Origin of the sequence: Ectobacillus ponti (assembly GCF_024294785.1) — a bacterium.
GTDB classification, from domain to species: domain Bacteria; phylum Bacillota; class Bacilli; order Bacillales; family Bacillaceae_G; genus Ectobacillus; species Ectobacillus ponti.
Window position 1 is genome coordinate 224,161 of the sequence record NZ_JANCLT010000005.1, and the last position, 24,268, is coordinate 248,428.

General features: G+C 51.2%; 19 protein-coding genes, 3 tRNA genes and 1 pseudogene. 16 read left to right on the forward strand and 7 right to left on the reverse strand.

Annotation, left to right across the window (positions count from 1 at the left end):
- Positions 1-93 precede the first annotated feature (93 nt).
- Together gltB and NK662_RS11775 are read left to right on the forward strand one after the other, a co-directional pair.
- Entirely contained in the window at positions 94-4,626 is a 4,533-nt protein-coding gene (gene gltB / locus NK662_RS11770) for a glutamate synthase large subunit (RefSeq protein WP_254759132.1), read from the forward strand.
- 13 nt (positions 4,627-4,639) lie between these two features.
- Positions 4,640-6,121, forward strand: coding sequence for a glutamate synthase subunit beta (locus NK662_RS11775; protein WP_254759133.1), 1,482 nt, complete (start codon positions 4,640-4,642; stop codon positions 6,119-6,121).
- 58 nt (positions 6,122-6,179) lie between these two features.
- On the opposite strand, the gene NK662_RS11780 is transcribed toward NK662_RS11775, so the two are convergent.
- The 3 genes from NK662_RS11780 to hxlA form a co-directional block, all read right to left on the reverse strand.
- The gene (locus tag NK662_RS11780) at positions 6,180-6,785 is read right to left on the reverse strand and encodes a hypothetical protein (protein ID WP_254759134.1); all 606 of its coding nucleotides are present in this window, start codon (positions 6,783-6,785) and stop codon (positions 6,180-6,182) included.
- A 136-nt stretch (positions 6,786-6,921) separates the two neighbouring features.
- Positions 6,922-7,479, reverse strand: coding sequence for a 6-phospho-3-hexuloisomerase (hxlB, locus tag NK662_RS11785; RefSeq protein ID WP_254759253.1), 558 nt, complete (start codon positions 7,477-7,479; stop codon positions 6,922-6,924).
- A 4-nt stretch (positions 7,480-7,483) separates the two neighbouring features.
- The gene (gene hxlA, locus NK662_RS11790) at positions 7,484-8,128 is read right to left on the reverse strand and encodes a 3-hexulose-6-phosphate synthase (RefSeq protein WP_254759135.1); all 645 of its coding nucleotides are present in this window, start codon (positions 8,126-8,128) and stop codon (positions 7,484-7,486) included.
- A 417-nt stretch (positions 8,129-8,545) separates the two neighbouring features.
- Here hxlA and NK662_RS11795 point away from each other — a divergent pair, with 417 nt between their 5' ends.
- The 5 genes from NK662_RS11795 to NK662_RS11815 all read left to right on the forward strand — a co-directional run bounded on the left by NK662_RS11795 (position 8,546) and on the right by NK662_RS11815 (position 10,630).
- Entirely contained in the window at positions 8,546-8,830 is a 285-nt protein-coding gene (locus tag NK662_RS11795) for an ArsR/SmtB family transcription factor (RefSeq protein WP_254759136.1), read from the forward strand.
- Positions 8,831-8,992: 162 nt separating this feature from the next.
- Positions 8,993-9,877, forward strand: coding sequence for a hypothetical protein (locus NK662_RS11800; protein ID WP_254759137.1), 885 nt, complete (start codon positions 8,993-8,995; stop codon positions 9,875-9,877).
- Between the two features lie 515 nt (positions 9,878-10,392).
- Positions 10,393-10,478, forward strand: a tRNA-Leu gene (locus NK662_RS11805).
- 1 nt (position 10,479) lies between these two features.
- Positions 10,480-10,554, forward strand: a tRNA-Gly gene (locus NK662_RS11810).
- A gap of 3 nt (positions 10,555-10,557) precedes the next feature.
- Positions 10,558-10,630 (forward strand) — tRNA-Ala (locus NK662_RS11815).
- Positions 10,631-10,675: 45 nt separating this feature from the next.
- On the opposite strand, the gene NK662_RS11820 is transcribed toward NK662_RS11815, so the two are convergent.
- Positions 10,676-10,882 carry a YozQ family protein gene (locus NK662_RS11820; RefSeq protein ID WP_254759138.1) on the reverse strand — a complete coding sequence of 69 codons (207 nt, stop codon included), beginning with the start codon at positions 10,880-10,882 and terminating at the stop codon, positions 10,676-10,678.
- A gap of 210 nt (positions 10,883-11,092) precedes the next feature.
- Here NK662_RS11820 and NK662_RS11825 point away from each other — a divergent pair, with 210 nt between their 5' ends.
- The gene (locus NK662_RS11825; RefSeq protein WP_254759139.1) at positions 11,093-11,908 is read left to right on the forward strand and encodes a basic amino acid ABC transporter substrate-binding protein; all 816 of its coding nucleotides are present in this window, start codon (positions 11,093-11,095) and stop codon (positions 11,906-11,908) included.
- Between the two features lie 61 nt (positions 11,909-11,969).
- Here NK662_RS11825 and NK662_RS11830 read toward each other — a convergent pair whose 3' ends face one another.
- On the reverse strand, positions 11,970-12,626 hold the full coding sequence (locus NK662_RS11830) for a C40 family peptidase (protein ID WP_254759140.1): 657 nt from the start codon (positions 12,624-12,626) through the stop codon (positions 11,970-11,972).
- A 241-nt stretch (positions 12,627-12,867) separates the two neighbouring features.
- Between NK662_RS11830 and NK662_RS11835 the strand changes: the two genes are divergently transcribed.
- From NK662_RS11835 to NK662_RS11860, 6 genes are all read left to right on the forward strand, one after another.
- Complete coding sequence (locus tag NK662_RS11835) at positions 12,868-13,137, forward strand: LemA domain protein (RefSeq protein WP_254759254.1); 270 nt, start codon at positions 12,868-12,870, stop codon at positions 13,135-13,137.
- A gap of 88 nt (positions 13,138-13,225) precedes the next feature.
- A complete protein-coding gene (locus NK662_RS11840) occupies positions 13,226-15,016 on the forward strand; it encodes a DUF8727 domain-containing protein (protein WP_254759141.1) in 1,791 nt (596 codons plus the stop codon).
- Positions 15,006-16,850 (forward strand): hypothetical protein, encoded by a 1,845-nt coding sequence (locus tag NK662_RS11845; RefSeq protein WP_254759142.1) that lies wholly within the window; start codon positions 15,006-15,008, stop codon positions 16,848-16,850. The genes NK662_RS11840 and NK662_RS11845 overlap by 11 nt, the downstream gene beginning before the upstream one ends.
- Positions 16,851-16,990: 140 nt before the next feature.
- Entirely contained in the window at positions 16,991-18,460 is a 1,470-nt protein-coding gene (locus NK662_RS11850) for a spore germination protein (RefSeq protein WP_254759143.1), read from the forward strand.
- The gene (locus NK662_RS11855; protein WP_254759144.1) at positions 18,457-19,659 is read left to right on the forward strand and encodes a Ger(x)C family spore germination protein; all 1,203 of its coding nucleotides are present in this window, start codon (positions 18,457-18,459) and stop codon (positions 19,657-19,659) included. The genes NK662_RS11850 and NK662_RS11855 overlap by 4 nt, the downstream gene beginning before the upstream one ends.
- A gap of 12 nt (positions 19,660-19,671) precedes the next feature.
- Entirely contained in the window at positions 19,672-20,766 is a 1,095-nt protein-coding gene (locus NK662_RS11860) for a GerAB/ArcD/ProY family transporter (protein WP_254759145.1), read from the forward strand.
- Here the strand turns inward: NK662_RS11860 and NK662_RS11865 are convergent.
- Positions 20,757-20,981 (reverse strand): hypothetical protein, encoded by a 225-nt coding sequence (locus NK662_RS11865; protein ID WP_254759146.1) that lies wholly within the window; start codon positions 20,979-20,981, stop codon positions 20,757-20,759. The two genes, NK662_RS11860 and NK662_RS11865, sit on opposite strands and share 10 nt — an antisense overlap.
- 179 nt (positions 20,982-21,160) lie before the next feature.
- On the opposite strand from NK662_RS11865, the gene NK662_RS11870 reads away from it, so the two are divergent.
- On the forward strand, positions 21,161-21,763 hold the full coding sequence (locus NK662_RS11870) for a GNAT family N-acetyltransferase (protein ID WP_254759147.1): 603 nt from the start codon (positions 21,161-21,163) through the stop codon (positions 21,761-21,763).
- A gap of 136 nt (positions 21,764-21,899) precedes the next feature.
- Positions 21,900-23,198, forward strand: coding sequence for a hydroxylamine reductase (gene hcp, locus NK662_RS11875; RefSeq protein ID WP_254759148.1), 1,299 nt, complete (start codon positions 21,900-21,902; stop codon positions 23,196-23,198).
- Between the two features lie 258 nt (positions 23,199-23,456).
- On the opposite strand, the pseudogene NK662_RS24335 reads toward hcp, so the two are convergent.
- Positions 23,457-23,568: pseudogene (locus tag NK662_RS24335) on the reverse strand (chromosome segregation protein); the annotation flags it as partial.
- Positions 23,569-24,268: the final 700 nt, after the last annotated feature.

Here is a 24,268-nt window from a genome sequence, read left to right on the forward strand (position 1 = left end):
CTAAATTATATATTGTATATATGATTCTGAAAATCTACAATTAAAAACATGTAAATCGCTGGTGAACAGAGGAACCAATCGGGGGGAGATAACATGACATTCCAACAACTACCAAAGGCGCAAGGTCTCTATCGTCCTGAGTTTGAACACGATGCCTGTGGGATCGGATTATACGCTCATATCAAAGGAAAAGCAACACACGCAATCGTGAAGCAGGGCCTGCAGATGCTTTGTCAGCTGGATCATCGGGGCGGACAGGGCAGCGATCCATATACAGGAGATGGCGCCGGCTTAATGGTACAAATTCCAGACGCATTTTTCCGGTCTGTTTGTACCGATATGGAACTTCCTGAAACAGGGCGCTATGGCGTCGGTATGCTCTTCTTTGCAAATCACGAGGCAGAGCGCCAAGAAATTGAGTCTTATATGAACCATATTGTAGCACAAGAGGGACAAACTCTGCTTGGCTGGAGAACAGTACCAATTGCTCCCGGCAAAATCGGTACAGTGGCCCGCCAAACAACACCGTTTGTACGCCAAATCTTTATCGGCGCAGGTGAGGGTGTACAGGATGAATTGGCATTTGAGCGAAAGCTGTATGTGATTCGCAAGCAGGTGGAGAATTGGGTGGCTGCAGGGGGCAAGCAGATGTATGCGGCGAGCTTTTCCAGCCGGACCCTTGTATACAAGGGATTGTTGACACCGGAGCAGGTGGATGCATTTTATTTGGATCTGCAGGATGAGCGCTTCACATCCGCATTTGCCCTGGTGCATTCCCGTTTCAGCACCAATACCTTCCCAAGCTGGGAGCGTGCCCATCCAAACCGTTATCTGATCCATAACGGCGAAATCAACACACTGCGCGGCAACATCAACTGGATGAAAGCGCGGGAGCAGCATTTCATTTCCGAAGCATTCGGCACTGACATGGAAAAGGTATTGCCGATTCTTGATACAACTGGGAGCGATTCCTCCATTCTGGACAATGCGCTGGAATTCTTGGTTCTGGCGGGACGGAAGCCTGCACATGCTGCCATGATGCTCATTCCGGAGCCATGGACGGAGAACCCGCACATGACAAAGGAAAAGCGTGCGTTTTATGAATATCACAGCTGTCTGATGGAGCCATGGGATGGTCCTACTGCCATTTCCTTCACAGACGGTAAGCAAATCGGTGCGATTCTCGACCGCAATGGTCTGCGCCCTGCCCGTTATTATGTAACGAAGGATGATTATATCATCTTCTCTTCTGAAGTGGGCGTTGTGGACGTAGAGCCGGAAAATGTGCTGTATAAGGAGCGCTTAAGCCCGGGCAGAATGCTGCTGATCGATTTGGAAGAAGGACGCATCGTTTCTGACGAAGAAATCAAGTCACAGATGGCAGAGAGCCAGCCATATCAGCAATGGTTGGATGAGCAACTGGTAGCATTAAGTGAAGAAATAGTGGAGGAAGCACCGTCCGCAGACTTGATTGTCCGCCAAAAAGCGTTCGGCTACACCTATGAAGATATTCAGAAGTGCCTTCTGCCGATTGTGGCAGAAGGCAAGGATCCGCTTGGTTCCATGGGCAACGATATGCCGCTGGCAGTCCTGTCTGACCGTCCGCAATCCTTGTTCAACTATTTCAAGCAGTCCTTTGCTCAGGTAACAAACCCACCGATTGACTCCCTGCGCGAGCAAATCGTCACATCCACAGTGAGCTATTTGGGTGCTGAGGGAAGCCTGCTGCATCCAAATGAGCAGAATTGCCGCCGTATTCAGCTGAAGACACCGGTGCTGACACCAGGGCAAATGTCACAGCTGAAAGCACATGCATATGGCTTCAGAAGCCAAACGATTCAAACATTATTTGCTGGGGACCTGGAAGCGGCATTGTCCCGCATTTGCACAGAGGCGGATGCTGCGATTGCCGCAGGGGCAAGCCTGCTCATTCTTTCAGACCGCAATATGGATGAAGAGAATGCTGCAGTGCCGGTATTGCTGGCGGCAAGCGCGCTGCATCAGCACCTCATCCGCCAAGGAAGCCGGACAAAGGCAAGCATCATCGTTGAAACAGGAGAGACGAGAGAGGTGCATCACTTCGCTGCTCTGATCGGCTACGGTGTGGATGCCATCTATCCATACCTGACTTATGAAACATATGCGCAGTGCATTGCCGCCGGCAGCTTGAGCGTTTCCTATGAGACAGCTGTGAGCAAGTACGTCTATGCGGTTACAGAAGGTGTCGTAAAGGTTATGTCCAAGATGGGCATTTCCACGGTGCAAAGCTACCGCGGCGCACAAATTTTTGAAGCAGTGGGCATCGGTCAGGAAGTGATTGAACGCTACTTCGCCGGCACAGCATCCCAGCTTGGCGGAATTGGCTTGGAAACAATGGCGAAGGAAACCTTGCTTGTCCATCAAAATGCGTATGCTACAGCACAGGATACAGCACTGGAGTCCGGCAGTGATTTCCAATGGAGACGAAATGGCGAGCACCATGCGTTCAACCCAAAGACAATCCACACGCTGCAATGGGCCTGCCGCAAGGAGGATTACGGCCTGTTCAAGCAGTTCTCAGAAGCTGCAAATGAAGAGAGAATCGGCTTCCTGCGCAACCTGTTCTCCTTTAATGGTGCACGCAAGCCGCTGCCGATTGAGGAAGTGGAGTCTGTGGATTCCATCGTCAAGCGCTTCAAGACGGGCGCCATGTCCTTCGGTTCCTTGAGCCAAGAAGCACATGAAGCGCTGGCAATTGCGATGAACCGCCTTGGCGGCAGAAGCAACAGCGGCGAGGGCGGCGAGCACCCAAGCCGTTATGAGCTGGATGCCAATGGAAACAACAGAAGAAGTGCCATTAAGCAGATTGCTTCCGGCCGTTTCGGCGTAAAGAGCCACTACCTGGTAAATGCGGATGAACTGCAAATTAAGATGGCACAGGGAGCGAAGCCGGGCGAAGGCGGCCAGTTGCCGGGCAATAAGGTATACCCATGGGTAGCGGAAGTACGCGGCTCTACGCCGGGTGTGGGATTGATTTCTCCGCCGCCGCACCATGATATTTACTCCATTGAAGACTTGGCACAGTTGATTCATGACTTGAAAAACGCAAACCGTGCAGCACGCATCAGCGTCAAGCTGGTGGCGAAAGCCGGCGTCGGCACGATTGCGGCCGGCGTAGCCAAGGGAGCTGCGGATGTCATTGTCATCAGCGGGTATGACGGCGGAACAGGCGCATCGCCAAAGACTAGCATTAAGCATACAGGTCTTCCTTGGGAGCTTGGTCTGGCAGAAGCACATCAAACGCTTATGCTGAACGGCCTGCGCGACCGGGTTGTTCTGGAGACAGACGGCAAGCTGATGACGGGCAAGGACGTTGTGATGGCTGCTTTGCTGGGCGCGGAGGAGTTTGGCTTTGCAACGGCACCGCTCGTGGTGCTCGGATGCGTCATGATGCGCGCCTGCCATTTGGATACATGTCCAGTCGGCGTGGCAACCCAAAATCCAGAGCTGCGCGAAAAGTTTACCGGCAATCCCGATCATATCGTGAACTACATGCGCTTTGTGGCGCAGGAAGTGCGCGAGCTGATGGCGGAGCTTGGGTTCCGTACAGTGGAAGAGATGGTTGGACGTACAGATGTACTGGAGGTAAGCGAACGGGCGAAGGCACATTGGAAGGCGGGTTCCCTGGACTTGACAGCATTGCTGCATCAGACAGAAGGAGCACGTACCTTTGCAACGCCGCAAAATCATAAGATTGAAGAATCTCTGGATGTGCGGGAAATCCTGCCGATCGTGGAAGCGGCACTGGCAAACGGAACACCTGTGGACGCATCTTTCCGGATCACAAACATTAACCGGGTAACCGGAACAATTGTCGGAAGCGAAGTATCCAAGCGCTACGGCGAGGAAGGTCTTCCGGAAGATACAATTACCCTGCGCTTCAACGGATCTGCGGGACAAAGCTTCGGTGCTTTTGCACCAAACGGCATGACGATGATCCTGACAGGCGACACAAACGACTATATCGGCAAAGGCTTGTCCGGCGGCAAGCTGATTGTCAAAGCGCAAGAGGAAACACAGCTGTTTGCTGGAGATAACGTCATTGCCGGCAACGTGGCCTTCTATGGCGCAACAAGCGGCGAAGGCTATATCAGCGGCCGGGCGGGCGAGCGCTTCGCTGTCCGTAACAGCGGCGCGAACCTGGTGGTGGAAGGAGTCGGCGACCATGGCTGTGAATATATGACGGGCGGACGTGTAGTCATCCTCGGAAGCGTCGGCAAGAACTTCGCGGCAGGTATGTCCGGCGGAACTGCTTATGTGCTGGCTGATGACAAGGAAGCATTTGAAGCTCTTTGCAATACAGAAATGGTGGAGCTGGAAGAACTGGCGGCATCCGATTTGGCGGAGCTGCAGGCATTGCTGCAAAACCACCTGCAATATACAGGCAGTGTAAAGGCTGCACACGTGTTGGAGCATTGGAATGAAGCGGCAGCAAAATTTGTCAAGGTCATTTCAAAGGACTATAAGCGCATGATGAATCGAATTCAAGAGCAAAAAGACGCCGGCTTGACAGAAGCAGAGGCTGTCATGAGCGCCTTCTACGCGAATGCCAAGCAAGACAAGGCGCTGCAGAAGGTCGGACAGTAAGGGGGAGAAGAGAATGGGAAAAGCAACAGGATTCATGGAATATACGCGGGAAAAGACGGCTGAGCGAAATCCTCTTGCCCGCCTGAACGACTGGAATGAATATGCGGCGCCGCTGTCTGATCAAGCGGCAGAGCGGCAGGGGGCGCGCTGCATGGATTGCGGCACTCCGTTCTGTCACATGGGCATGGAGCTTGAGCGGGTGACAACAGGCTGTCCGATTCACAACCTCATTCCGGAATGGAACGATCTGGCCTACCGCGGCCGTTGGCAGGAGGCGCTGGAGCGCCTCCTGAAAACAAACAACTTCCCGGAATTTACGGGACGTGTATGTCCGGCGCCTTGCGAAGGGTCTTGCACGCTGGCAATTGCCGACCCAGCAGTCGCAATCAAAAGCATTGAGCGGACGATTATTGACAAGGGCTTTGAAAACGGTTGGATTCAGCCGCGCATTCCTGTGCAGCGCACCGGCAAAAAGATTGCTATCATCGGTTCCGGACCGGCTGGTCTGGCTGCTGCTGACCAGCTGAACCAGGCAGGACATTCTGTGACAGTCTACGAGAGAGCAGATCGTCCGGGCGGCTTGCTGATGTACGGCATCCCGAACATGAAGCTTGGCAAGGATGTAGTGGAACGCCGCGTTCGTCTGCTGGAGCAGGAAGGCACTGCGTTCATCACGAACACAGAGGTCGGCAAAGATGTTACGGCTGAAGAGTTGAAGGCACAGTACGATGCAGTTATTCTGTGCACAGGCGCGCAAAAGCAGCGTGACCTGACAGTGGAAGGACGGGAAGCAGAGGGTATCCACTTCGCCATGGATTATCTGACTAAGACAACGAAGAGCCTGCTGGATTCCGGCTTTACGGAGAGCGGATCCATCAATGTGGAAGACCAGGATGTGATTGTGATCGGCGGCGGTGACACAGGTGCAGACTGCGTAGCAACAGCGCTCCGCCAGAATGCCCGCAGCGTGGTTCAGTTCGGCAAGCATCCGGAACTGCCGGCAGTGCGTGCCATTGAAAACATGTGGCCTGCTTATCCGAACGTGTTCACGCTCGACTATGCTTATGAAGAAGCGGCAGCGAAGCACGGCAGCGATCCGCGCCAATACTTGATTCAAACGAAGAAGATTGTAGCGGACGAGAACGGCCATGTGAAAGAACTGCATACAATCGGTATGGAAAAGGTAAAGGATGAGAACGGCAGCTACGTGTTTCACGAAGTGCCGGGCACAGAAAAAATCTGGCCGGCGCAGGCTGTCTTCATCGCAATCGGCTTCCAGGGCACAGAGCAGCCATTGCTGCAGCAGTTTGGTGTGGAAGCAGTGAACCAGAAGGTGAAAGCAGCCTACGGCAAGTTCACGACAAACGTAGAGGGCGTATTTGCGGCAGGAGATGCACGCAGAGGCCAGAGTTTGATCGTTTGGGCCATTCACGAGGGACGCGAAGTGGCGCGTGCCGTGGAAGAATATTTGGCAGCGAAGCCGCTGCTTGTCTGATAACAGAACAGGGACTGGGGGTGCTGTGGCACCTTCAGTCCCTGTTTCGTTTTGCCTCTTACTTTTGCTTCAGATCATCGGGGTACACAATGGTATCAAAGACCTGCTGAGTGTCAGCATCCTTCAGTTGAACGGTGACCTTGTTATTGCCCGGCGTTACGCCCTTATAAAGCTGATGGAGCATGCCTGACATGCCCAAGCCGGCTGTCGGAAAGGATTTGACGCTGTTCTGATAGGCAGCCCGGTCAACGGTGATGGTGAATTGAGAAAAGGATTTGTTGTAAGTGACATCTTTTACGAATCCAAAATTCTTGTTATTCTTCAGGTTTGCGGCATTTTGGGCAATGGTGTTTTCAAGTCCCCGCATCAGTTCTTGGCGCTGCGTTTTGTTCATGCTGTAGGTGAGGGAGCCGTCCGCATTTCGGGTGGACGTAATGGCCCCGCGCTTTTCTGCCTCGGTAAACATAGCATTCATTTGTTTGTTTTGCAGCATAGAAGCCGGCACTTTCACAGATGTCTGCTTCAGGCCGTTATCAATGGCAGAGCGCTGTTCTGTGTTCAGTCCGGCATTGTTTTGGCCGCTGGCGTTGTTTTTGTCATTTGCGGAGCAGGCGCCTAAAGCGAGAAGTGCTCCGGCCAATAGGGCACAGGTTGTCTTTTTCATGCAATTGCCTCCTTAAGAGCTGTTATCCTTAACATGGGAGGAATTGCGTTTCTCTATGCATGGCTGCAGGAAGACTGCAGGAAAAAAGGAGCTTCAGGCTGGTATCCTGAAGCTCCTTTGGGGAGGCGCGCATGTCCTATTCGAGATTCGCATGCCGTCCGTACATCTTGTTTGTATCCAGTCCCTTCTTTTCCATAAAACGCAGAATGACCGCATCATAGAAGAGAAGGAGGGTTTGTTCGAATAAAGAACCCATGGGCTGGATTGTTGTATAGTCGCTTTCAGCCTGGTCCTTTGGCGAACCCGGCAGCGTTACGGTGAAATCAGACAGCTTCCCGATTGTGGATCCGGGAAAAATAGTCACCGCAGCAATCGTGCCGCCGATTGCTTTTGCTTTCTCGGCAAGGGAGACCAAGCTTTTGGTTTCTCCGGAACCAGAGCCGATGATAAGCATATCATCCGGTTCGAAGTTTGGCGTCACCGTTTCGCCGATGACATAGGCATCAATGCCCATATGCATCATGCGCATGGCAAAGGACTTGGCCATAAAGCCGGACCGTCCGGCACCCGCGACAAACACCTTCTTGGATTCCAGGATGCCGGTTACGAGCGCTTCTGCTTCTTTATCGGAGATCAGGGCTGTGGATCGTCTTAGTTCTTCTATTACAGCCGCCAGATACTGTGCTGTCTGCATGGAATCAGCCTTGGGCAACCGGCTGCTTCATCATTTGCTGCATGGCCACCGCTGCAGCCTTCTTGTCAGCTTGGCTTGTGATGCCGCCGCCTACAATTACAAGGTCGGGCTGTGCTGCTACTACCTCAGCCAATGTATCCAGTTTAATGCCGCCGGCAATCGCCGTTTTCGCGTTCTTCACAACACTTTTGATGGTTTGCAGATCCTCGAAGGAATTCTTGCCTACTGCCTGCAGGTCATAGCCAGTGTGTACGCAGATGTAGTCCACACCCATTTCATCCAGTTCCTGCGCGCGGCCAGCCAGGTCTTTGACTGCAATCATATCAACCAGAATCTTCTTGCCTTGCTTGCGTGCTTCCGCAACTGCGCCCTTAATGGACTCGTCTTCCGCAACTGCAAGAATCGTCACGATATCTGCGCCCGCTTCAGATGCCTTCATCACTTCATAGCCGGCTGCGTCCATGATTTTCAAATCAGCCAATACTTTTAAATTTGGGAAAGCTGCCTTTACTTCCTTCACTGCGCGAAGGCCTTCATTAATGACAACGGGAGTACCGATTTCCACGATATCAATGTGATCCTCCACTTCTTTTACAAGCTCGATAGCTTCCGGGATGTTTACCAGGTCTAGTGCCAATTGCAGTTCCATATTTGTGTCTCTCCTTCTCTGTATGGGAATGCTGTACCGAGACAGCAAGAATTTGTGTAACCAGCGTTACGTATTTCAGTATACTTTTGATACAAACTATAAAAAAGTACGCACTTTATTTTTACATAGTGAGGGAAAGGATACTTGGTATCATCGGAGTAAGTGTGATTTTGAGAAACCTTTCCTGCATAAAAGCAGAACTGTCTCCTATAAACCGGACTAGGGCTTGTGCAGATAGAGGAAAGCAGAAATCAAAGCTTTGGAAAAAAATTATTTTTCTTTTTTTGAAAACGACGGACAGAAAAAAGAACCTCCCTTCGAATATGTATAGTGAAAGCAACACAAGCTGTTTTATCATTCCGTTTTAATATCTGTATATGTATCCAACAGCGTTACATACACTAAAGGAGGAATACAATGATGCTGGATTACGCACAAAAACAAGCAAACTATGAAGATATCGCCGAGCGACTACGAGTGATTGCTCATCCTGTCCGTCTGGAGCTGCTTTCCATTCTGCTGCAGCAGCCGCAAAACGTGACCTATCTGTACGGCAAGCTGGGGCTGCCGCAGTCCACAATTTCGCAGCACCTTGCAAAGCTGAAGGCAGCGGGGGTATTGCGCGGCGATAGAAAAGGGCTGGAGATTTTTTACCGTGTAACTGACAACAGCATTCAGCATTTAATGAAGGTATTGACGTAAGAGGGGGCCGGTGGACTCCCTCTTTTTATATGCCCTTCTGTCCACTCTCCAGAAAATATTTCCACACTAAAAGAATGAAAGAAAATTGTGGACAAGCCATCATATGCCGCCTTGGCGGGAAGGATAAGGCGGAAGACAAGAATAGAATCAGGGAGGGTTGTCATGATTCAGCCAACCGGATACTGGACCTTTTTCTGCAATACGAAGCAATGGGATATTGAAGTGGATTTGTCGCGTGTGTCCGGCAATCCGTACGATATTTTCTCAGTCACCCGCTGGCAAAAGGATTGGTTTCGGAAGGGGCAGCTTGGTCTGGTCCGGGTAGGGATGGACCAGCGGACGAAGGATCAGCTGAAGGGGCGGCAGCGCCTCAAGCGCGGCATTTATACCATCGCTGAAATTCTGGGAGAGGCATATCCGGCTTCGGAGGACAGGGGGGCTTACTGGACCGGCCGGTATATTGTGGACATCAGGTATGTCCGTAATCTGCTGCAAACCCCCATTTCCTTGCGGTATTTTCACGAAGATACACCTGAGTACGATAAATATCTGGTGCATGGCTTTCAAGCTTCCTCCATGCCGCTGAAGCCGGAGGCCTTCGCAGCCGCCGTTGCTGGAGCAGGCGGGGCAGATCTGTTGGACTTGGAGGTAAACCGAAGCATGGTGCAGGTGCAGGAGGAGATTCTGGATGTAGAGCGTATCTATCAGGATGCGGTGCCGGAAGTGCAGGAACGGATCAGCCGGTATATTGAGACAGGAAGGGCGGCTGAGGAATACAAACAGCTGCAGGGATATACATGCCAAATCTGCGGGGCAATGGGAATAGAGCTCCCTTCCTTCCAAACGAAATACGGCAGACCGTACATAGAAGTACATCACATTATGCCGAAGGGTCTTGTAACTCATAATCTGCTTACCGTTTGTCCGCTGCACCACCGTCAGCTGCATTATGGCAACGCCGAGGTGCTGGAGAACAGCAAGGAGAGGATTCTGCTGCAGATTGATGCTCAAGCTGTAGAGATTCGGAAGGGAGCTGTTAGGTTTTAGTGAATACGTATCATTTTCCCTGCCGTGCAGAAGGTGGAGGCTGGTCGATCTTCCGTCCAATCCACCTTTCAAAATCTTTATGTGCGGCATAAGAGAAGTCTGTGCTGAACCGATAGAAATGCGGAGAGCTGTCCCCCGAAGGAGCGTGAATGGAAATTGTATACAAGCCAAGTGTGCGGGCGCATCGGCAACATTGCGGAGGTTCGAGTCCTCTCGCCTGCACCAAAAGGGGCTCGATGGACAGAAATAAGGTGGGGGTGTACGGCAAGAGCATCATTCCTCGTCACTGTGTTTGGCCGGCAGACAGTCAAAGAGTTTCTCAACCTGTTGGTCAGGTGCGGCTTCATACAGAAAGTCGTACCGTATCCGCAGGGAGGCTTTATACTGAGCAATCGAACCAGGTTGTTTTCTCTAACCATATAAGAGCAGGCTGCTTTGTCATGAATATACATTTGTTTCTCAAATCTATTGACACTGCTTTCATAGTTAGTATAATAGAGTTGTATATCACATATGCGGTCGTGGCGGAATAGGCAGACGCACCATCTTGAGGGGGTGGCGGGCATAGCCCGTGCGAGTTCGAGTCTCGCCGACCGCACCATGCGGAAGTAGTTCAGTGGTAGAATACAACCTTGCCAAGGTTGGGGTCGCGGGTTCGAATCCCGTCTTCCGCTCCATACGGGGCCTTAGCTCAGCTGGGAGAGCGCCTGCTTTGCACGCAGGAGGTCAGCGGTTCGATCCCGCTAGGCTCCATCAGAAGAAAAGGATCAGTTCCATGTGAACTGGTCCTTTTTTGTTTTACTTCTCATATCCCTTGCGCTGCAGCGGGATGTCTTTGCCGGCCACATTTTCCATGACACCATCCACCGTACCTTCTGTGTAAGCATCGCTCACCTGTTCGTGGGTTGTCGCAAACCCCTGTGACATGTTGTCCTTCTTCTTGTAATCGCTTGTATCATACATGCGGTCAGCCAGCTTCTCGCTTTGCTGGTTGTTGTTTGCCATTTCCCTCACACTCCTTTCGCTGTTAGTATTGCATCCCATATGCATTTTATTCCACGGTGAAAAAGAGATAACAGAAGTGGGAAACTATATCAAATTCATGAATATACAGCCTAATCCATATATTTGTAATTGATAAAAAATTCATAAAAGTATGTAAAAATAGAATCCAGTAGATTATAATAGGCAATATAAATGTTCAGAGGAGGATGAATGATGAAAGGAAGAAAGACAATCCTTACGATGCTGCTCTCTGCCACGCTGGCGTTGACAGCAGGCTGCGGTGCAAAAGAAACAGCAACAAGCGGAACAAGCGAAGCCAAGACAATCCGGGTGGGTACAGATGCGGCTTACGCGCCGTTTGAATATCTGGATGGCGGCAAGGTTGTTGGCTTTGATGCAGATTTCCTGGATGCGGTCATGAAGGAAGCCGGACTGAAGTATGAATTGAAAAATGTCGGCTGGGAGCCGTTGTTTGCATCCCTGAAGACGGGCGAACTGGATATGGGCATTTCCGCTATCACTATCAATGATGATCGCAAAAAGACATATGATTTCTCTTCGCCCTACTACGAGTCCACACAGATGATCATGGTGAAGGAAGGTTCTTCCGTCAAGAAGGCAGATGACTTGAAGAGCCTGAAGAAAATCGGGGTGCAGACAGGTACCACGGGTGCAGAAGCGGCTGAAAAGCTGGTAGGCAAGAACAGCGAGAGAATTTCCAAGTACGAAAATACGGTGCTTGCCATTATGGCGTTGAAAAATGGCGAGGTGGACGCAGTTGTTGCCGATAATGGCGTTGTAAAGGAATATGTAAAGAACAATCCAAAGGAAAAAATTGTCGCCATTGAAGACAAGGCAAGCTTTGACTCTGAATTTTACGGTTTAATGTTCAAGAAGGACAGCAAGGACCGTGACAAGGTGGAAGCTGCTGTGCAAAAAATAATGGAAAATGGCAAATATACAGAGATCTACAAGAAGTGGTTCAACACAGATCCTGATTTGGAAGCATTGAAAAAGGCAAAGTAAGAATAGAAACAGGAATCCCCCGCCCTTGGAGAAAGGAGCGGGGGATTCCTGTTTCTTTTTGCTATGAAAGCCTGCCGTAGCCCAAGAAATGCTTCTTGTAATAGGAATTATTCATATTGTCGATGCGTACCTTGTCCTTGGAGCTGCTGGCGTGGATGAAGCTGCCGTTCCCCAGATAAATGCCCATATGTGAAGGCCCTCTCTTGTAGGTATTCTGGAAGAAAATCAGGTCACCTGGTTTTGGGTTTTTTGTACGCTTGGCCTGGGACCAATACCCCGCCACGTTTGTCCGTTTCATGTCATACCCATTCTTGGACAGGACATAGAAAATGTAGCCGCTGCAGTCGAAGCCTCTTGGAGTTGTGCCGCCAAACACATATGGAGTGCCTATGTATTTTTTCGCAAAGGAAATGATATGCTCCGCTTTTGCCGGGGCTGCCGGCCTCTGCTTTGTCAGGTAGCGGGAGTGCACATAGCCTGTCTTGCCGTTTGCCTCAATCTTTGTCCAGTCGCCTTGTGCCGCCAAGACGCGCACCTTTGTATGGTCGCCCAGTTTGGCTAATACAGGGGATGTAGTGGATGGGGACTTGCGCAAATGCAAGCTGTTGTCAACAGATACATACTTGTGAGAAATGGGTGCCGCAGCGGCTGAGGCCGGCGCAGTTGAGAATAATAGAGTAATAGAGAGAAGAGATGCAGCAAGTGCGGTGCGTTTCATGTGTAAATGCCTCCTGATTGTTCTGGTTTGTAAGGCAAGTATAACAAGAATTCAGACAATAAAAGCGATTTCAAAGAAGATGTAAACGAGAAGTAACGGTTTATTAATAATAGAGCCAAGAAATTCCCCTGATGGAACAATATTCTTTAACAGGAATTTCTGGAATTTTATAGAATAGAATATAGTAGAAGCTAAAGCAAGAGAATTGTCATTCTTTCGTGAAAAAGGGGGACTGGGTGTGATGGAAAATCAAGAAAAGCTTCGCCGTATTCAAGGGCTGGCGCAAGAGATTGTGGAGACGCTGCTCGAGGAATCTTTCTTCAACGATCAGCCTCATCTGCGCCACTCGGTTGAGCATTTGGCCAACACGGTGGCTGCATTGACAAAGATTCAACTGGAAGAAGACAAAAATATGGAAGATACCCTCCGCTATACAGTCTCCAAAATGAAAATTGCAAAAAATGCAGTGGATCAGGAAAAGAAAACGAAGCAGTTCAAGAATCCTGTATAAAGTCTGACTCCGGTCAGGCTTTTTTGTTTCTTGTTTGTTTTGCCGGCGCATACAATGATAAAAGCATACGAGAAGGAGGCTCCCGTCTGTGAAGCTTCAACGCACGCTGCATCCAAATGTGTTAAAACGTCTGCATCATCTTGTCTTTGTCGGCAACATTGTGGAAACCAATGAAAAATCCTTCCGCATCCAATGTCTCTCGCCCATCCCCAAGCTTATTACTGAAGCCATTGCGGCGGAAGGAAATCCGGTCCGTCTCTCAGGCTTGCGCTCGCTGCCCCAAAACGAAAAGGTGCTGCGGGATGCTGCAGACCTGAAAGCAAGCTTGTTTTTATTTCGTCTCCGGCATGGGAACAAGCACTTGTACGTAGAACTGATAGCCGGAAAAGCAGAGGAGGCTGCTTCCTTCTATGAGATTGTACCGGCACCTTACTTAGGGGTGGGACAGACGAGGGAAATGCTGGAACGGAAGCTGTGCAAAGGGTACGTGTCCTTTCTGCTGCCGCGCTACAGCAGCGATCTCGGCATGCCCGAACTCATGTACTGCCAGGGGCGTCTGTATGGCCGGCTTTCACTGAAATCCACTGTCAGCTCTATCATGTACCGGGAGCAGCACCGGAATGTGGTGTATTATGATATCGAGGATTGGGATGCATACGTGTCGTGGAATGTAGATGATGCCTTGTATTTCATTCAAAAGGATCACTATGACATGATGAGAGAGGAAACAGAAAAACAAGGAGAACGGCTGATCATGCCGGATGTGAAGCAGCGTGCCCCGGCAGAAGGGGCAGATACTCATGGGGAAGCTGCTTTTTTGCGGCAACTGCAGCTGCAGACGCGGGAGAAGGGGCTCTATCTGGAGCTGACGGATATGATAAACTTCCATACGTGTGTCAAAACCGGGCGGATTACCATTGTCGGCGGGATGCCGGGGATTGGGAAGTCCAAATTTGTGAAAGTGTACGCTGAGGCTATGGGCTTGCGGCACGGGCGGGAGCTGTTATGGCTTCCCATTTCTCCTTCGTTTCAGGAGCCGCAGGACTTGCTGGGCTACGGCCATCCGAATGGTTCCTTTATTCAAAGCGAAACCGGGCTGGTGCCGTTTTTATTAGAAGCGGAGCGGCATCCTGAACAGCTGTACATGGTCGTATTTGATGAAATGAACATTTCACATGTCGAGCATTGGTTCACCCCTTTTCTGTCCTTATTGGAGCTGGAGCCGGAGGCGCGCATGTTAAAATTGCACGCACTTGCGGATTCAGAGGTGCCGCAGCAGGTTACAATCGGCAACAACGTCATTTTTGTCGGTACCGTGAATTTCGACGAAACAACGAAGGAGCTGTCAGACCGCCTGCTGGACCGGGTGAATATGGTGACGTTCGAAAAGCCCCCATTCCGGGAGGCTTTTGTGACAGCCGGCGCCCGCAGGGAGACGGAGCCACTGAGGTCCTTCAACGGTCTGTTCGCACAATGGAGCCGCACTGATGATTCGCTCTCCTTTACGGAGGAGGAGCTGGAGCTGCTGGATGCGCTGCATGCGTGTTTGCAAAAGCATGATGCGGCCAAGGGAGTGTCCTTTCGGGCGGCCGCCGCCATCGGCAGCTACCTGGCCAACCTGCCAAAGGATGAGGACGGCAATTGGCTGATCAGCAGGGAGGAGGCCTTTGATCTGCAGGTGAAGCAGCGTATCTTGACGAAAATACGCGGGCTGGAGCATGCTGTTGCGCCGCTTGTCCAGGAGCGCGGCCGAAGGGAGGAATCGCTGCCGGAGCTGCTGCAGTCTCCGCTGGCGCAGGATGTTTCCACATTCACGCACTCGCTCGCCTTGCTGCGGCAGAAGGCGCGGGAACTGGAGCTGTACGGATATGCCAAATAATGAGGCAACAACTTTCATTATCGATACAGCGCAGCTGCTGCCATTTTCTCTGCGTCTCATTGTGGGAAACGGGGAGAAGGGGGAGGTCATCCCGCTGACACACCTTTGCTGTTCCCTCCGCCACATTGAGATCTGCATTTATGACGTGCAGGAGCTGAAGCCTTTGCGGCTGCAGCTGTCAGGGGAAGCAGAGCCGGTTTTGTTTGTATGGAACAAGGTATATGAAGGCCGGAAGGAAGGGCAGGAAGGAACGTATGAGCTGAGCCGCAAGCAGCCGGCAGCTTTGCTGTATGAACACGGCAAAACAGATTATGCCTATCCATGGCGCTGTGGGCTGTATCACTTTGAGGTGCAGGTGGGAGAAGAGACGTATTATGGGGCGTTTCGCATTACCCCGAAAAATTTTCAGGATGAGGGCCTCTCCTTAATTCAGCAAACCGTTGAGAAGGTAATGGGGAGTCTCATCATGGATCGCGGCCACTATAAAAAGACATTTTCCACCTTTGCCGATTTGGAGGACCATCCCTGCATGGAGGCAATCCGCGCGTTGTCTAAGCAGGCATCCCGGATTTTGCGTCTGTATGCGGAGGTGCTGCGGGGTGAGGCGAGGGAGGTCATCTACGAGCGAGGGCGCCAGTATCGAAAGCAGAGTCCGTACACATTGCGGAAAAACATGAAGCTGGAGGCCCGAGAGGCGCAGCTGCACTACAATCGGTATTACCAGGACACGAGCGTGCGGCTGCGCTATATTCAGCAGGAAACGCGTTCCTTCCTGTATGAGCTGCTGCAGCTTGTCCGCTTTCTTGGGAACACAATTGAAAAAATAGAACACATGCAGGAAAGCAGCAAAGCGGAAAAGCAAGCTGTACAGAGCATTTTGCAGACGATTGAGCGAAACGGCTCTGTAACGGATCGGGATAAGCAAAAGTACCGGAATATTTTGCCGCTTAAGGATACGGATGTAAAGAAAGCAGCCGTGAAGCTGCGGGAATACAAGGTGATGCAAAGCATTCTGCAGGGGTTTCGGCAGCGCATGGAGTCCTTGTACCGCCAGCGTGAACCAGGCGAAGAGCTGCAGCTCGCGCCGCCTGCCTCGCTGCGTCCGCAGGAACGGGAGTATGTGCGCCTGCTCAAAAGCGGGGAGCCGAATGCAGGTCAAACCTCAAAGCCGACCTTCCTGCTTGTCCACAAACCAACCTTTTTATTGTATGAATACTACATGTACTTTGCGGTCATTGAGGCAATGCAGGAGCTGGGTTTTCGTGCTGCACCGTCTGTTGCCGAGCAAATTCAGACCCACTTTTATCTCGATGGCCTGCAGGATGGCACGACCATTGTGCTGGTAAAAGGAGACATACAGCTGCGCATTGCGTTTAATGAACTCATTGAGACACATCCGCTTATTGCCCTCAGCAAGGGCAGCAATTTTTACAATGGAGAGGATACGAAAAAGCCGGACATTCGCCTGGATTGTTACAGGTGCACGGAGGGCGGGGAGGTATATCAGTCTTCGGTCATCATCGAGGTGAAGTACAGCCCGATGTACAATATTTTTCAGCCGGTCGGCAATACCAAGGCAACAGAGCAAATGTATAAGTACTGGTCCATTAAGCATGTACGGGAGCAGGATGGAAGGCGGCAGTTTCATCGGCGGGCCATCTATGAGGTGATTTGTGTGTACCCGGGCAGTCAAATGCACCCCAGAAGAATTGACACAGGCTGCGGAATTTTCCTGCAGTTTTATCCGTATTTGACAAAGCAGGGACAGGAGCAGGTTGTAGGGAAGCGGGAGCTGCAACGCATTATGCGGGAGTGGCTGGCGCTGGAGGATTGACAGGCCAAAACAGGAGGCTGCTGATTGTATCTCCGTGCAGGAGCGAAGCGTTCTCTTTACAGAGGCCGCTTTTTTTATTGGACTTATGCTTGCCAAAATTGGGCAATATACAGCATATATGCCAGAAATCAGGTGAGTGTATGAAACAAGCAGCAGAGAAGCTTCTTTCCCTCTGTCTCGGCACCAACTTGGACATGCTTCGCAAAGAGCTTGGGGATAGTGCGGATGTGTCCATCCGGCAGGTTGTCCTGGGGGAATCTGCCCAGCGGGCTGCCCTTGTAAGAATTGATGGAATATCCGATGAGGCGGCTGCCGCCGATGGAATTCTGCAGCCGCTCCTCAAGGCACAGCGGCGGGTGGAAGGTCCACTTGCGGCAGGGCTGCTTCAGGAAGAAGTTTTGACGGCGGGCGGTCTAAAGAAAATCGGCACACAGGAGCAGGTGCTGGAGGCCATTTTGGAAGGCGATACCGTCCTGTTTCTCGATCAATGCGATGCCGCCATTGCAGTGCATACAAAGGGCGGCGAGCAGCGGGCGGTGGCAGAGCCAACCACACAGACCGTCATCCGCGGCCCGAAGGAAAGCTTCGTAGAAAATATTCGCACGAATACAGCGTTGGTCAGAAAACGGCTTCACAGTCCAAAGCTGCGGGTGGAGAAGCTGCTCGCCGGTTCTGTCTCGCGTACGAAGGTTGAAATGATGTATATGGAGGGGGTGGCAGATGGGCAGACGCTTGCGAAAATCCGGGAGCGGATCAACCGGGCGCAACTGGATATGGTGCTGGAATCCGCTTATATTGAGAAGCTGATTGAGGATCGAAGTGATACCTTGTTTCCGACGATTCTGAACACAGAGCGGCCGGATGCTGTCGCCGCTAATCTTGCGGAGGGGAGAATTGCCGTCTTTATTGACGGAACGCCGTTTGTCCTCATAGCCCCGGCTTCCTTTTTTCAATTTTTTCAGTCGCCGGAGGATTTTTACGAACGCAAATATATCAGCTGGTTCATCAGAGGGGTGAGGTTCGCTTCCTTTTTTATCGCTCTGCTCGCCCCCTCTGTTTATATCGCGCTCATTACCTACCATCAGGCTATGCTGCCGACACGTCTGTTGATCAGCCTGTATGCGCAACGCGAAGGCGTCCCGTTTCCATCAATCGTGGAGGCTTTTATCATGGAGCTGTTGTTTGAGATTCTGCGCGAGGCCGGTGTCCGAATGCCGCGGGCTGTCGGGCAGGCTGTTTCCATTGTGGGGGCGCTTGTATTGGGGCAGGCAGCGGTGCAGGCCGGACTCGTCTCGACAGCTATGGTAATCGTGGTGTCGATTACAGCCATCTCCAGCTTTACACTGCCGGTGTACAGTCTGGCTGTACCGGCGCGGCTGTTGCGCTTCACCCTGATGTTTGTGGCCTATTATCTCGGTTTTTATGGTCTGCTGCTGAGCATGCTGGCGATTGTTGCCCATATTTGCAGTCTGCGGTCAGTCGGTATTATGTATGTAGCGAATTGGCTTCCGTCATCACCTGGAGCCGCACCATATCGCGGAAGCATAGCCCGCATCTTTAACGTGGAGGAACCGCACCGGTGCCAGAAAGGAGGGCAGGAAGAGCCATGAGAGAACGGGCTTTGTATGTGCTGTTGTCCTTTCTGTTCGTTTTGAACGGGTGCAGTTCACAGGCAGAATTGAATGAACTGGCTGTCATTGTCGGGCTTGGCATTGACCTAATCAAGGAAGATGGCAAGCCGATGTATCAGGTAACCTTTCAAGTGATTGACCCGAATCAGGTAGGCAGTCCGCAAAACGGGGGAGGATCAGGAATTCAAATCGTGAACGTCAGCGCCAAAGGGCGCAGTTTAATCAGTGCTGTCCGGGAGTCAGCGCGTAATTTATCCCGCCGCAATTTCTATGCCCATGCTTCCATCCTCCTTATCGGGGAAGAGGCGGCACGTTTCGGGCTGGAGGAAATTATGGATCTGGTTGAGCGGGACCAGAGCATCCGCACCAATATTCCTATGGTGATTGCCCAGCATACAACGGCACTTCGCATTTTAAATGGCCTGACCGCCCTGAATAAAATACCGGCCCAGTCTGTGATCGGAAAGCTGGAGAATACGGCGGAAATCTTGGGTGAGAACAGCAAACTGCTGGTGCACGATTTTGTCTCGACTGTTTCCATGCCGGGACGGAACCCTGTTGTAAGCGGCATAGCGGCAAAAGGAAAGGCAAGTCAGACAAGCAAGCAGGCATATGTGGAGCAATCTCATCCGCATGCAAGCAATGTGGGAGGCCTGGGAATATTCGACAATCAGGCGAAGCTGATAGGCTGGCTGCATCATACAGATGCGCGAGCCGTGCTCCTTGCGGATAACAGAGTCCGATTCTCCGCAGTGTCAGTCCCTTGCGGCAAGAAACGGGGAATACATACAGAAATTGGCCATGCCAAAGCAAAAAAGCATGTGGATATGAAGCAGGGGCGGCCGGAATTTCATTTGGACCTGTATGTAGAGGCCGAAATTGAAGGGATTGGCTGCCGGAGCTTTGAAGTTGCTTCGCCAAAGGCTGTCCGCCAACTGGAACAGCAAGTCAGCCGACAGCTGGAGAAGGAAATGCAGCATGGATTTCAAACGGTGCAGAAGATGCAGAGCGATGTGTTCGGATTTGGAGAGTGGCTGTACCGCAACCAGCCGCGGGTATGGAAGAAATATGATCAGGATTGGCCGAGGCTGTTTGGGCAGGCAGATCTCACTGTCAAGGTGCAGACAACCATCCGGCGCTCCGGCATGATTCAAAATCATTATCCGCTCATTCAGTAAGGGAGATGAAGGATGAAAGAGAAACTGATTCCGTCAGCAGAGTTGTTTTGTTTGCTCTTGATGTTTCAGCTTGGCAGTGCGGCATTGGTTGACATCGGACGCGATGCCGGGACGGACGCTTGGATTGCTGTGCTGGCCGGCACAGCAGCCGGGCTGATTCCGATTTGCTTGTATATCCTGCTGCACCGGCAGTTGCCTTCGGAAACGCTGGTCGGTATGCTGCGTACAGCCTTTGGAACATATGCGGGGGGCGCAGCCGGGGTGTGCTATATTGTGTATTTTCTCTATACTTGCTCCCGTGTGCTTCGGGACTTCGGTTCTTTGCTGATTCTGTCCGCTTATCCAAACATATCCCCCATGATGATCAACCTGTTTATGATGCTTACAGTGGTGTACGTCACCAGCCTTGGCATGGAGGTCTGGGCGAGGATGTCAATTGTGATTACCGGCATCATTATTGCCACGACTATGATCTTGGTCGCTTTGGAAGTAGCATCAGGCATCATCCACCCGAGCTATTTAAAGCCGTTTCTGGAGAATGGGTGGAAGCCGATTTTTCGGATTGTATTTCCGCAAATGATTACCTTTCCATTTGGAGAGACAGTGGCTTTTCTTATGCTGTTTCCATATGTCTGGAGACGCAGGCAGGTAGGGAGAACTGTCATTGGCGCCACGCTGCTGACCGGACTCACGCTGAGCATCCTTGCATGCTTGCATGTCACCATTCTTGGTGCGGAATCAGTCAGACACGCCACCTTCCCCATTTTAACAGCGGTCTCTCTGATTGACATCGGCGATTTTCTGGAACGGCTTGATGCCTTTGTGGTCATTGTAATGGTGCTGCTTGGTTTCTCTAAAATTATGATTTTTTTTGCCGCGGCTCTATTGGCAGCTAAGGAATTGTTTTCCATTTATCAGCCCGTTCCGTTTGCATACCTGTTGGGGGCGGGCGTGGCTCTGGCATCCTCGCTCATTGCGACGAACTTCGCGGCGCACCTGCAGGAAGGGCTCCGGTACGTGCCGTATGTTCTGCATCTGCCTATGCAATTTGGGCTTCCTCTGCTGCTGTTGGCCGCGCTATGGATGAAAAACAGGAGTCACTCCTGAGCGCGCTCCTGTTTTCTTTTGTATGTTTTTACGCTTAGAAAGCATACACATGCATAAAAGAAAAATGCCAAGGCATCTTCCCCGTCCAGCCCTCTCCACATATCCAGAACGGCTTGAACGGAGTCGGCAAATCTATACCCTTGAATGAAATCCATGAGCATGATGAGCAGCAGTAACAGCAGAATGAGGCCGGCTGCCGGCACAGCAGATGTCAACACAATCACCCCCTGTCATTAGCGTGAATTTTTATTTGGCATTTCATGTATGCAAAATGAATATTTTTTAATGGATATACAAGTAAGAAAGAGTTATGATAGATATTGAAAGCGCTATCAATTTATATAATATAAGACGTTTTTATAGAAAATGAACAGAGAAAAGGCAGGGGATGGGAATGTTTGAACGGGTGCATAGTCCAGAAGAGCATCTTGTGTTTGAGCAGCTGTGGGGAGATTTCTGCGAGGAACGAAATCTCGTATTTATTGAACGTTGTCTGCAGCCGGAGCGTTTTTTGCTGGTCGGCGAAGGCGGCAAATATATCGGCACGGTGGAGTGTGCCCGGTACAGCAGTCCAGAGGAGTCCAATTCAGAGTTCTTTTATCCTTTTTCCAAAAATGCAGCCTTCATGGAAATTCAGCATAAAAAGGTATACGAAATCGGCAAACTGAGCATCAACAGGCAATATCGGGGCCGGGGTCATTTTAAGCGTTTGGCGGCCATTCTGTTCATTCATGCGCTGGAAACAAGGGCAGACTGGTATGTGGCTGCTGTAACAAAGCGGATGTATATGTATCTTCGTTTTCTGGGATTTCGGATAGAGCCAATCGATGAAGTCTTCTCCTTCACAGGGCAGCTGACGGGGGTGCCTGTGCGGATTAACGCGTCACAGGCCATACGGCATATGTATTCCCTGAAGGAATTCCGCGATGTCATCTTAACGGATACCCGCGCGCAGCAGCTGCTGAAGGAAAACAGCCGGGGCCTCTTGCTTGGATAAATTGCCAGTATAAGAGAATGTTCGCAAACCTGTCACAGAACTCTTTGTCTCCCTGTGATTTCCATCACACCCAGTTCCCTCTATTTCTTCTATGATAAAGGTGTGAATCAGATTTAGAGCGAAGGGATGAGATACTATGTTCTGTCATCAATGCGAACAAACGCCGACAGGCGGATGTAAGGTAATCGGGGTTTGCGGGAAAGATGAAACAATTGCAAGCTTACAAGATATTCTGGTATTCGGCTTGAAGGGGATCGCGGCCTACCGTACACATGCTGCACAGCTTGGTTATACAGATCCGTTCGTGGATGCGACAACACATGAAGCGTTGTATATGACTCTCACAAACTCAAACTTTAATTTGCAGGAGCACTTCGATATGGCGATGAAGGTCGGCCAATCCGCTATTCGGGTCATGGAGCTGCTGGATCAGGCGCATACAGACCGTTTCGGTGTGCCGGAGCCTGTGAAAATCAGCCAGAACAAAGTGGAAGGAAAAGCAATTGTTGTGACAGGGCACAATCTGTTTGCATTGGAAGAACTGCTGAAGCAAACAGAGGGCCTCGGCATCAACATCTATACACACTCTGAAATGCTGCCGGCGCACGGCTATCCGGCATTGCGCAAGTACGCGCATCTGAAGGGGAATATTGGAAAGGCTTGGTACGATCAACGCCGTTTGTTCGAGAAATTCCCGGGTGCCATCCTGGCAACCACAAACTGCGTCATGCCGATAAAAGGTACATATGCAGACCGCTTCTTCTCCTACGAAGTGGCCGGCTTGGAAGGTGTGCGCAAGATTGAAAATGAAGACTTCAGCCCGCTGATCCAAAAGGCGCTGGAGCTGCCGGAAGCAAATATGGAGTCTGAGGAAGAGCTGTCCACCGGCTTCCACCATAACACAGTGCTTTCCATTGCGCCGGAAATTATCCAAGCGGTGAACGAAGGCAAAATTCAGCGATTCTTTGTAATAGCAGGCTGCGATGCGCCGGGCAAGGGCGGAGAATATTACCGCGAGCTGGCAACATCACTGCCGCAGGATACAGTAATCCTGACAACCTCTTGCGGGAAATTCCGCTTTAACGACGTGGATTATGGAACGGTGCCAGGCACAGACATTCCTCGTTATATTGACCTGGGACAATGCAACAACTCTGTGTCTACCATTAAAATCGCAGCGGCATTGGCAGATGCCTTCGGCTGCAGCGTGAATGAGCTGCCGGTAAGCATTGTCCTGTCCTGGTTTGAGCAAAAGGCGGTCGCAATCTTGCTGGGTCTGTTCAGTCTCGGCATTCAGGATATTCGCATTGGACCAAAGCCGCCGGAGTTTATCTCTCCAGGAGTACTTCAGGTGCTGCAGGAGCAGTTCAATCTGAAGCTGATCACAACTGCTGCGGAAGACATGGAGGCTATGCTGTCTCCGGTGAACGCATAATAAGACAGGAGGGATTCGGCTTTTGTCGAATTCCTTTTTTTATGCAAGGATCCGAGGCTGTAAGAGGGTAAAGCTGTATGCAGGGTGAGAAGAACACCGCCCCTCAGCAGCGTAAAAACACCCTGACTGCCGTCAGGGTGTTCCCTTATAAGCCGAAGACGCTGAAGATGGCGCTGCGGCGCTTTGGTTTCTTGATTTGCGGAAAATCCCCCGCTGGAGGGACAGGAATTTTGCGTGCTTCCAGCTGCGCCACCGCCTCCTCCAGACGATGTATGCGCTGCTGCATTTCCTCCATTTCCCGGCGGTGCTGCAGGAGCTGATAATTGACAACATCATCTGCCTTGCCGCGCATATATTCCTCATTCCGTTCTATACGCAAAACCAACGCTTCCAATTGCTCCTGCAGCTGCTGCAAGGCCTGTCCGGATACAGCAGGAGGCGGTGTCTGCAGTCCCTTCATCTGTTCCCGCAAGGCGTGAAAGGCTTCCTCGGACACGGCAGATGGAGCCGGCTGCAGCGCTTGCACCTGTTCCTGCAAGGCATGGAAGGCTTCCTCGGACACGGCAGATGGAGCCGGCTGCAGTGCTTGCACCTGTTCCTGCAGAGCATGAAGGGTTTCCTCAGATACAGCAGAAACGGGAGTTGGCTGCTTGCGCAAAGCCTCTACTTCTGCTTGCAGTGCCCGGAACTGCTCCAACGGGACGAACTGTGCAGAGTCTGCGGCTGAATCGGGCTTCTGCCGGCTGCCGCGCAACTCTGCAATTTGCTGCTGCAGCTCCTCCAGCTGTGAAAGGGAAGCGAACTCCCCCGCAGGCAGGGCGGCAGCGGCAGCCTCTTGTTCAGCCGCATATTGTTCCTGAATTTGCTGCATATCTTCTTCATTGAATATATAATGACCGAGTTTATTTTGTTTTAATTCAATGTTCAACTGGCGCACAATCCGCTTCACAACCTTCGGGCTGACCCCCATCATTTCGGCAATCATCGGAGTTTTATATTCCATGGTAACCCCTCCACAAGTTTTGTTTACTTAACCATTTCTCTGTTCCTGTAAGCATCCCTTCCAGCTT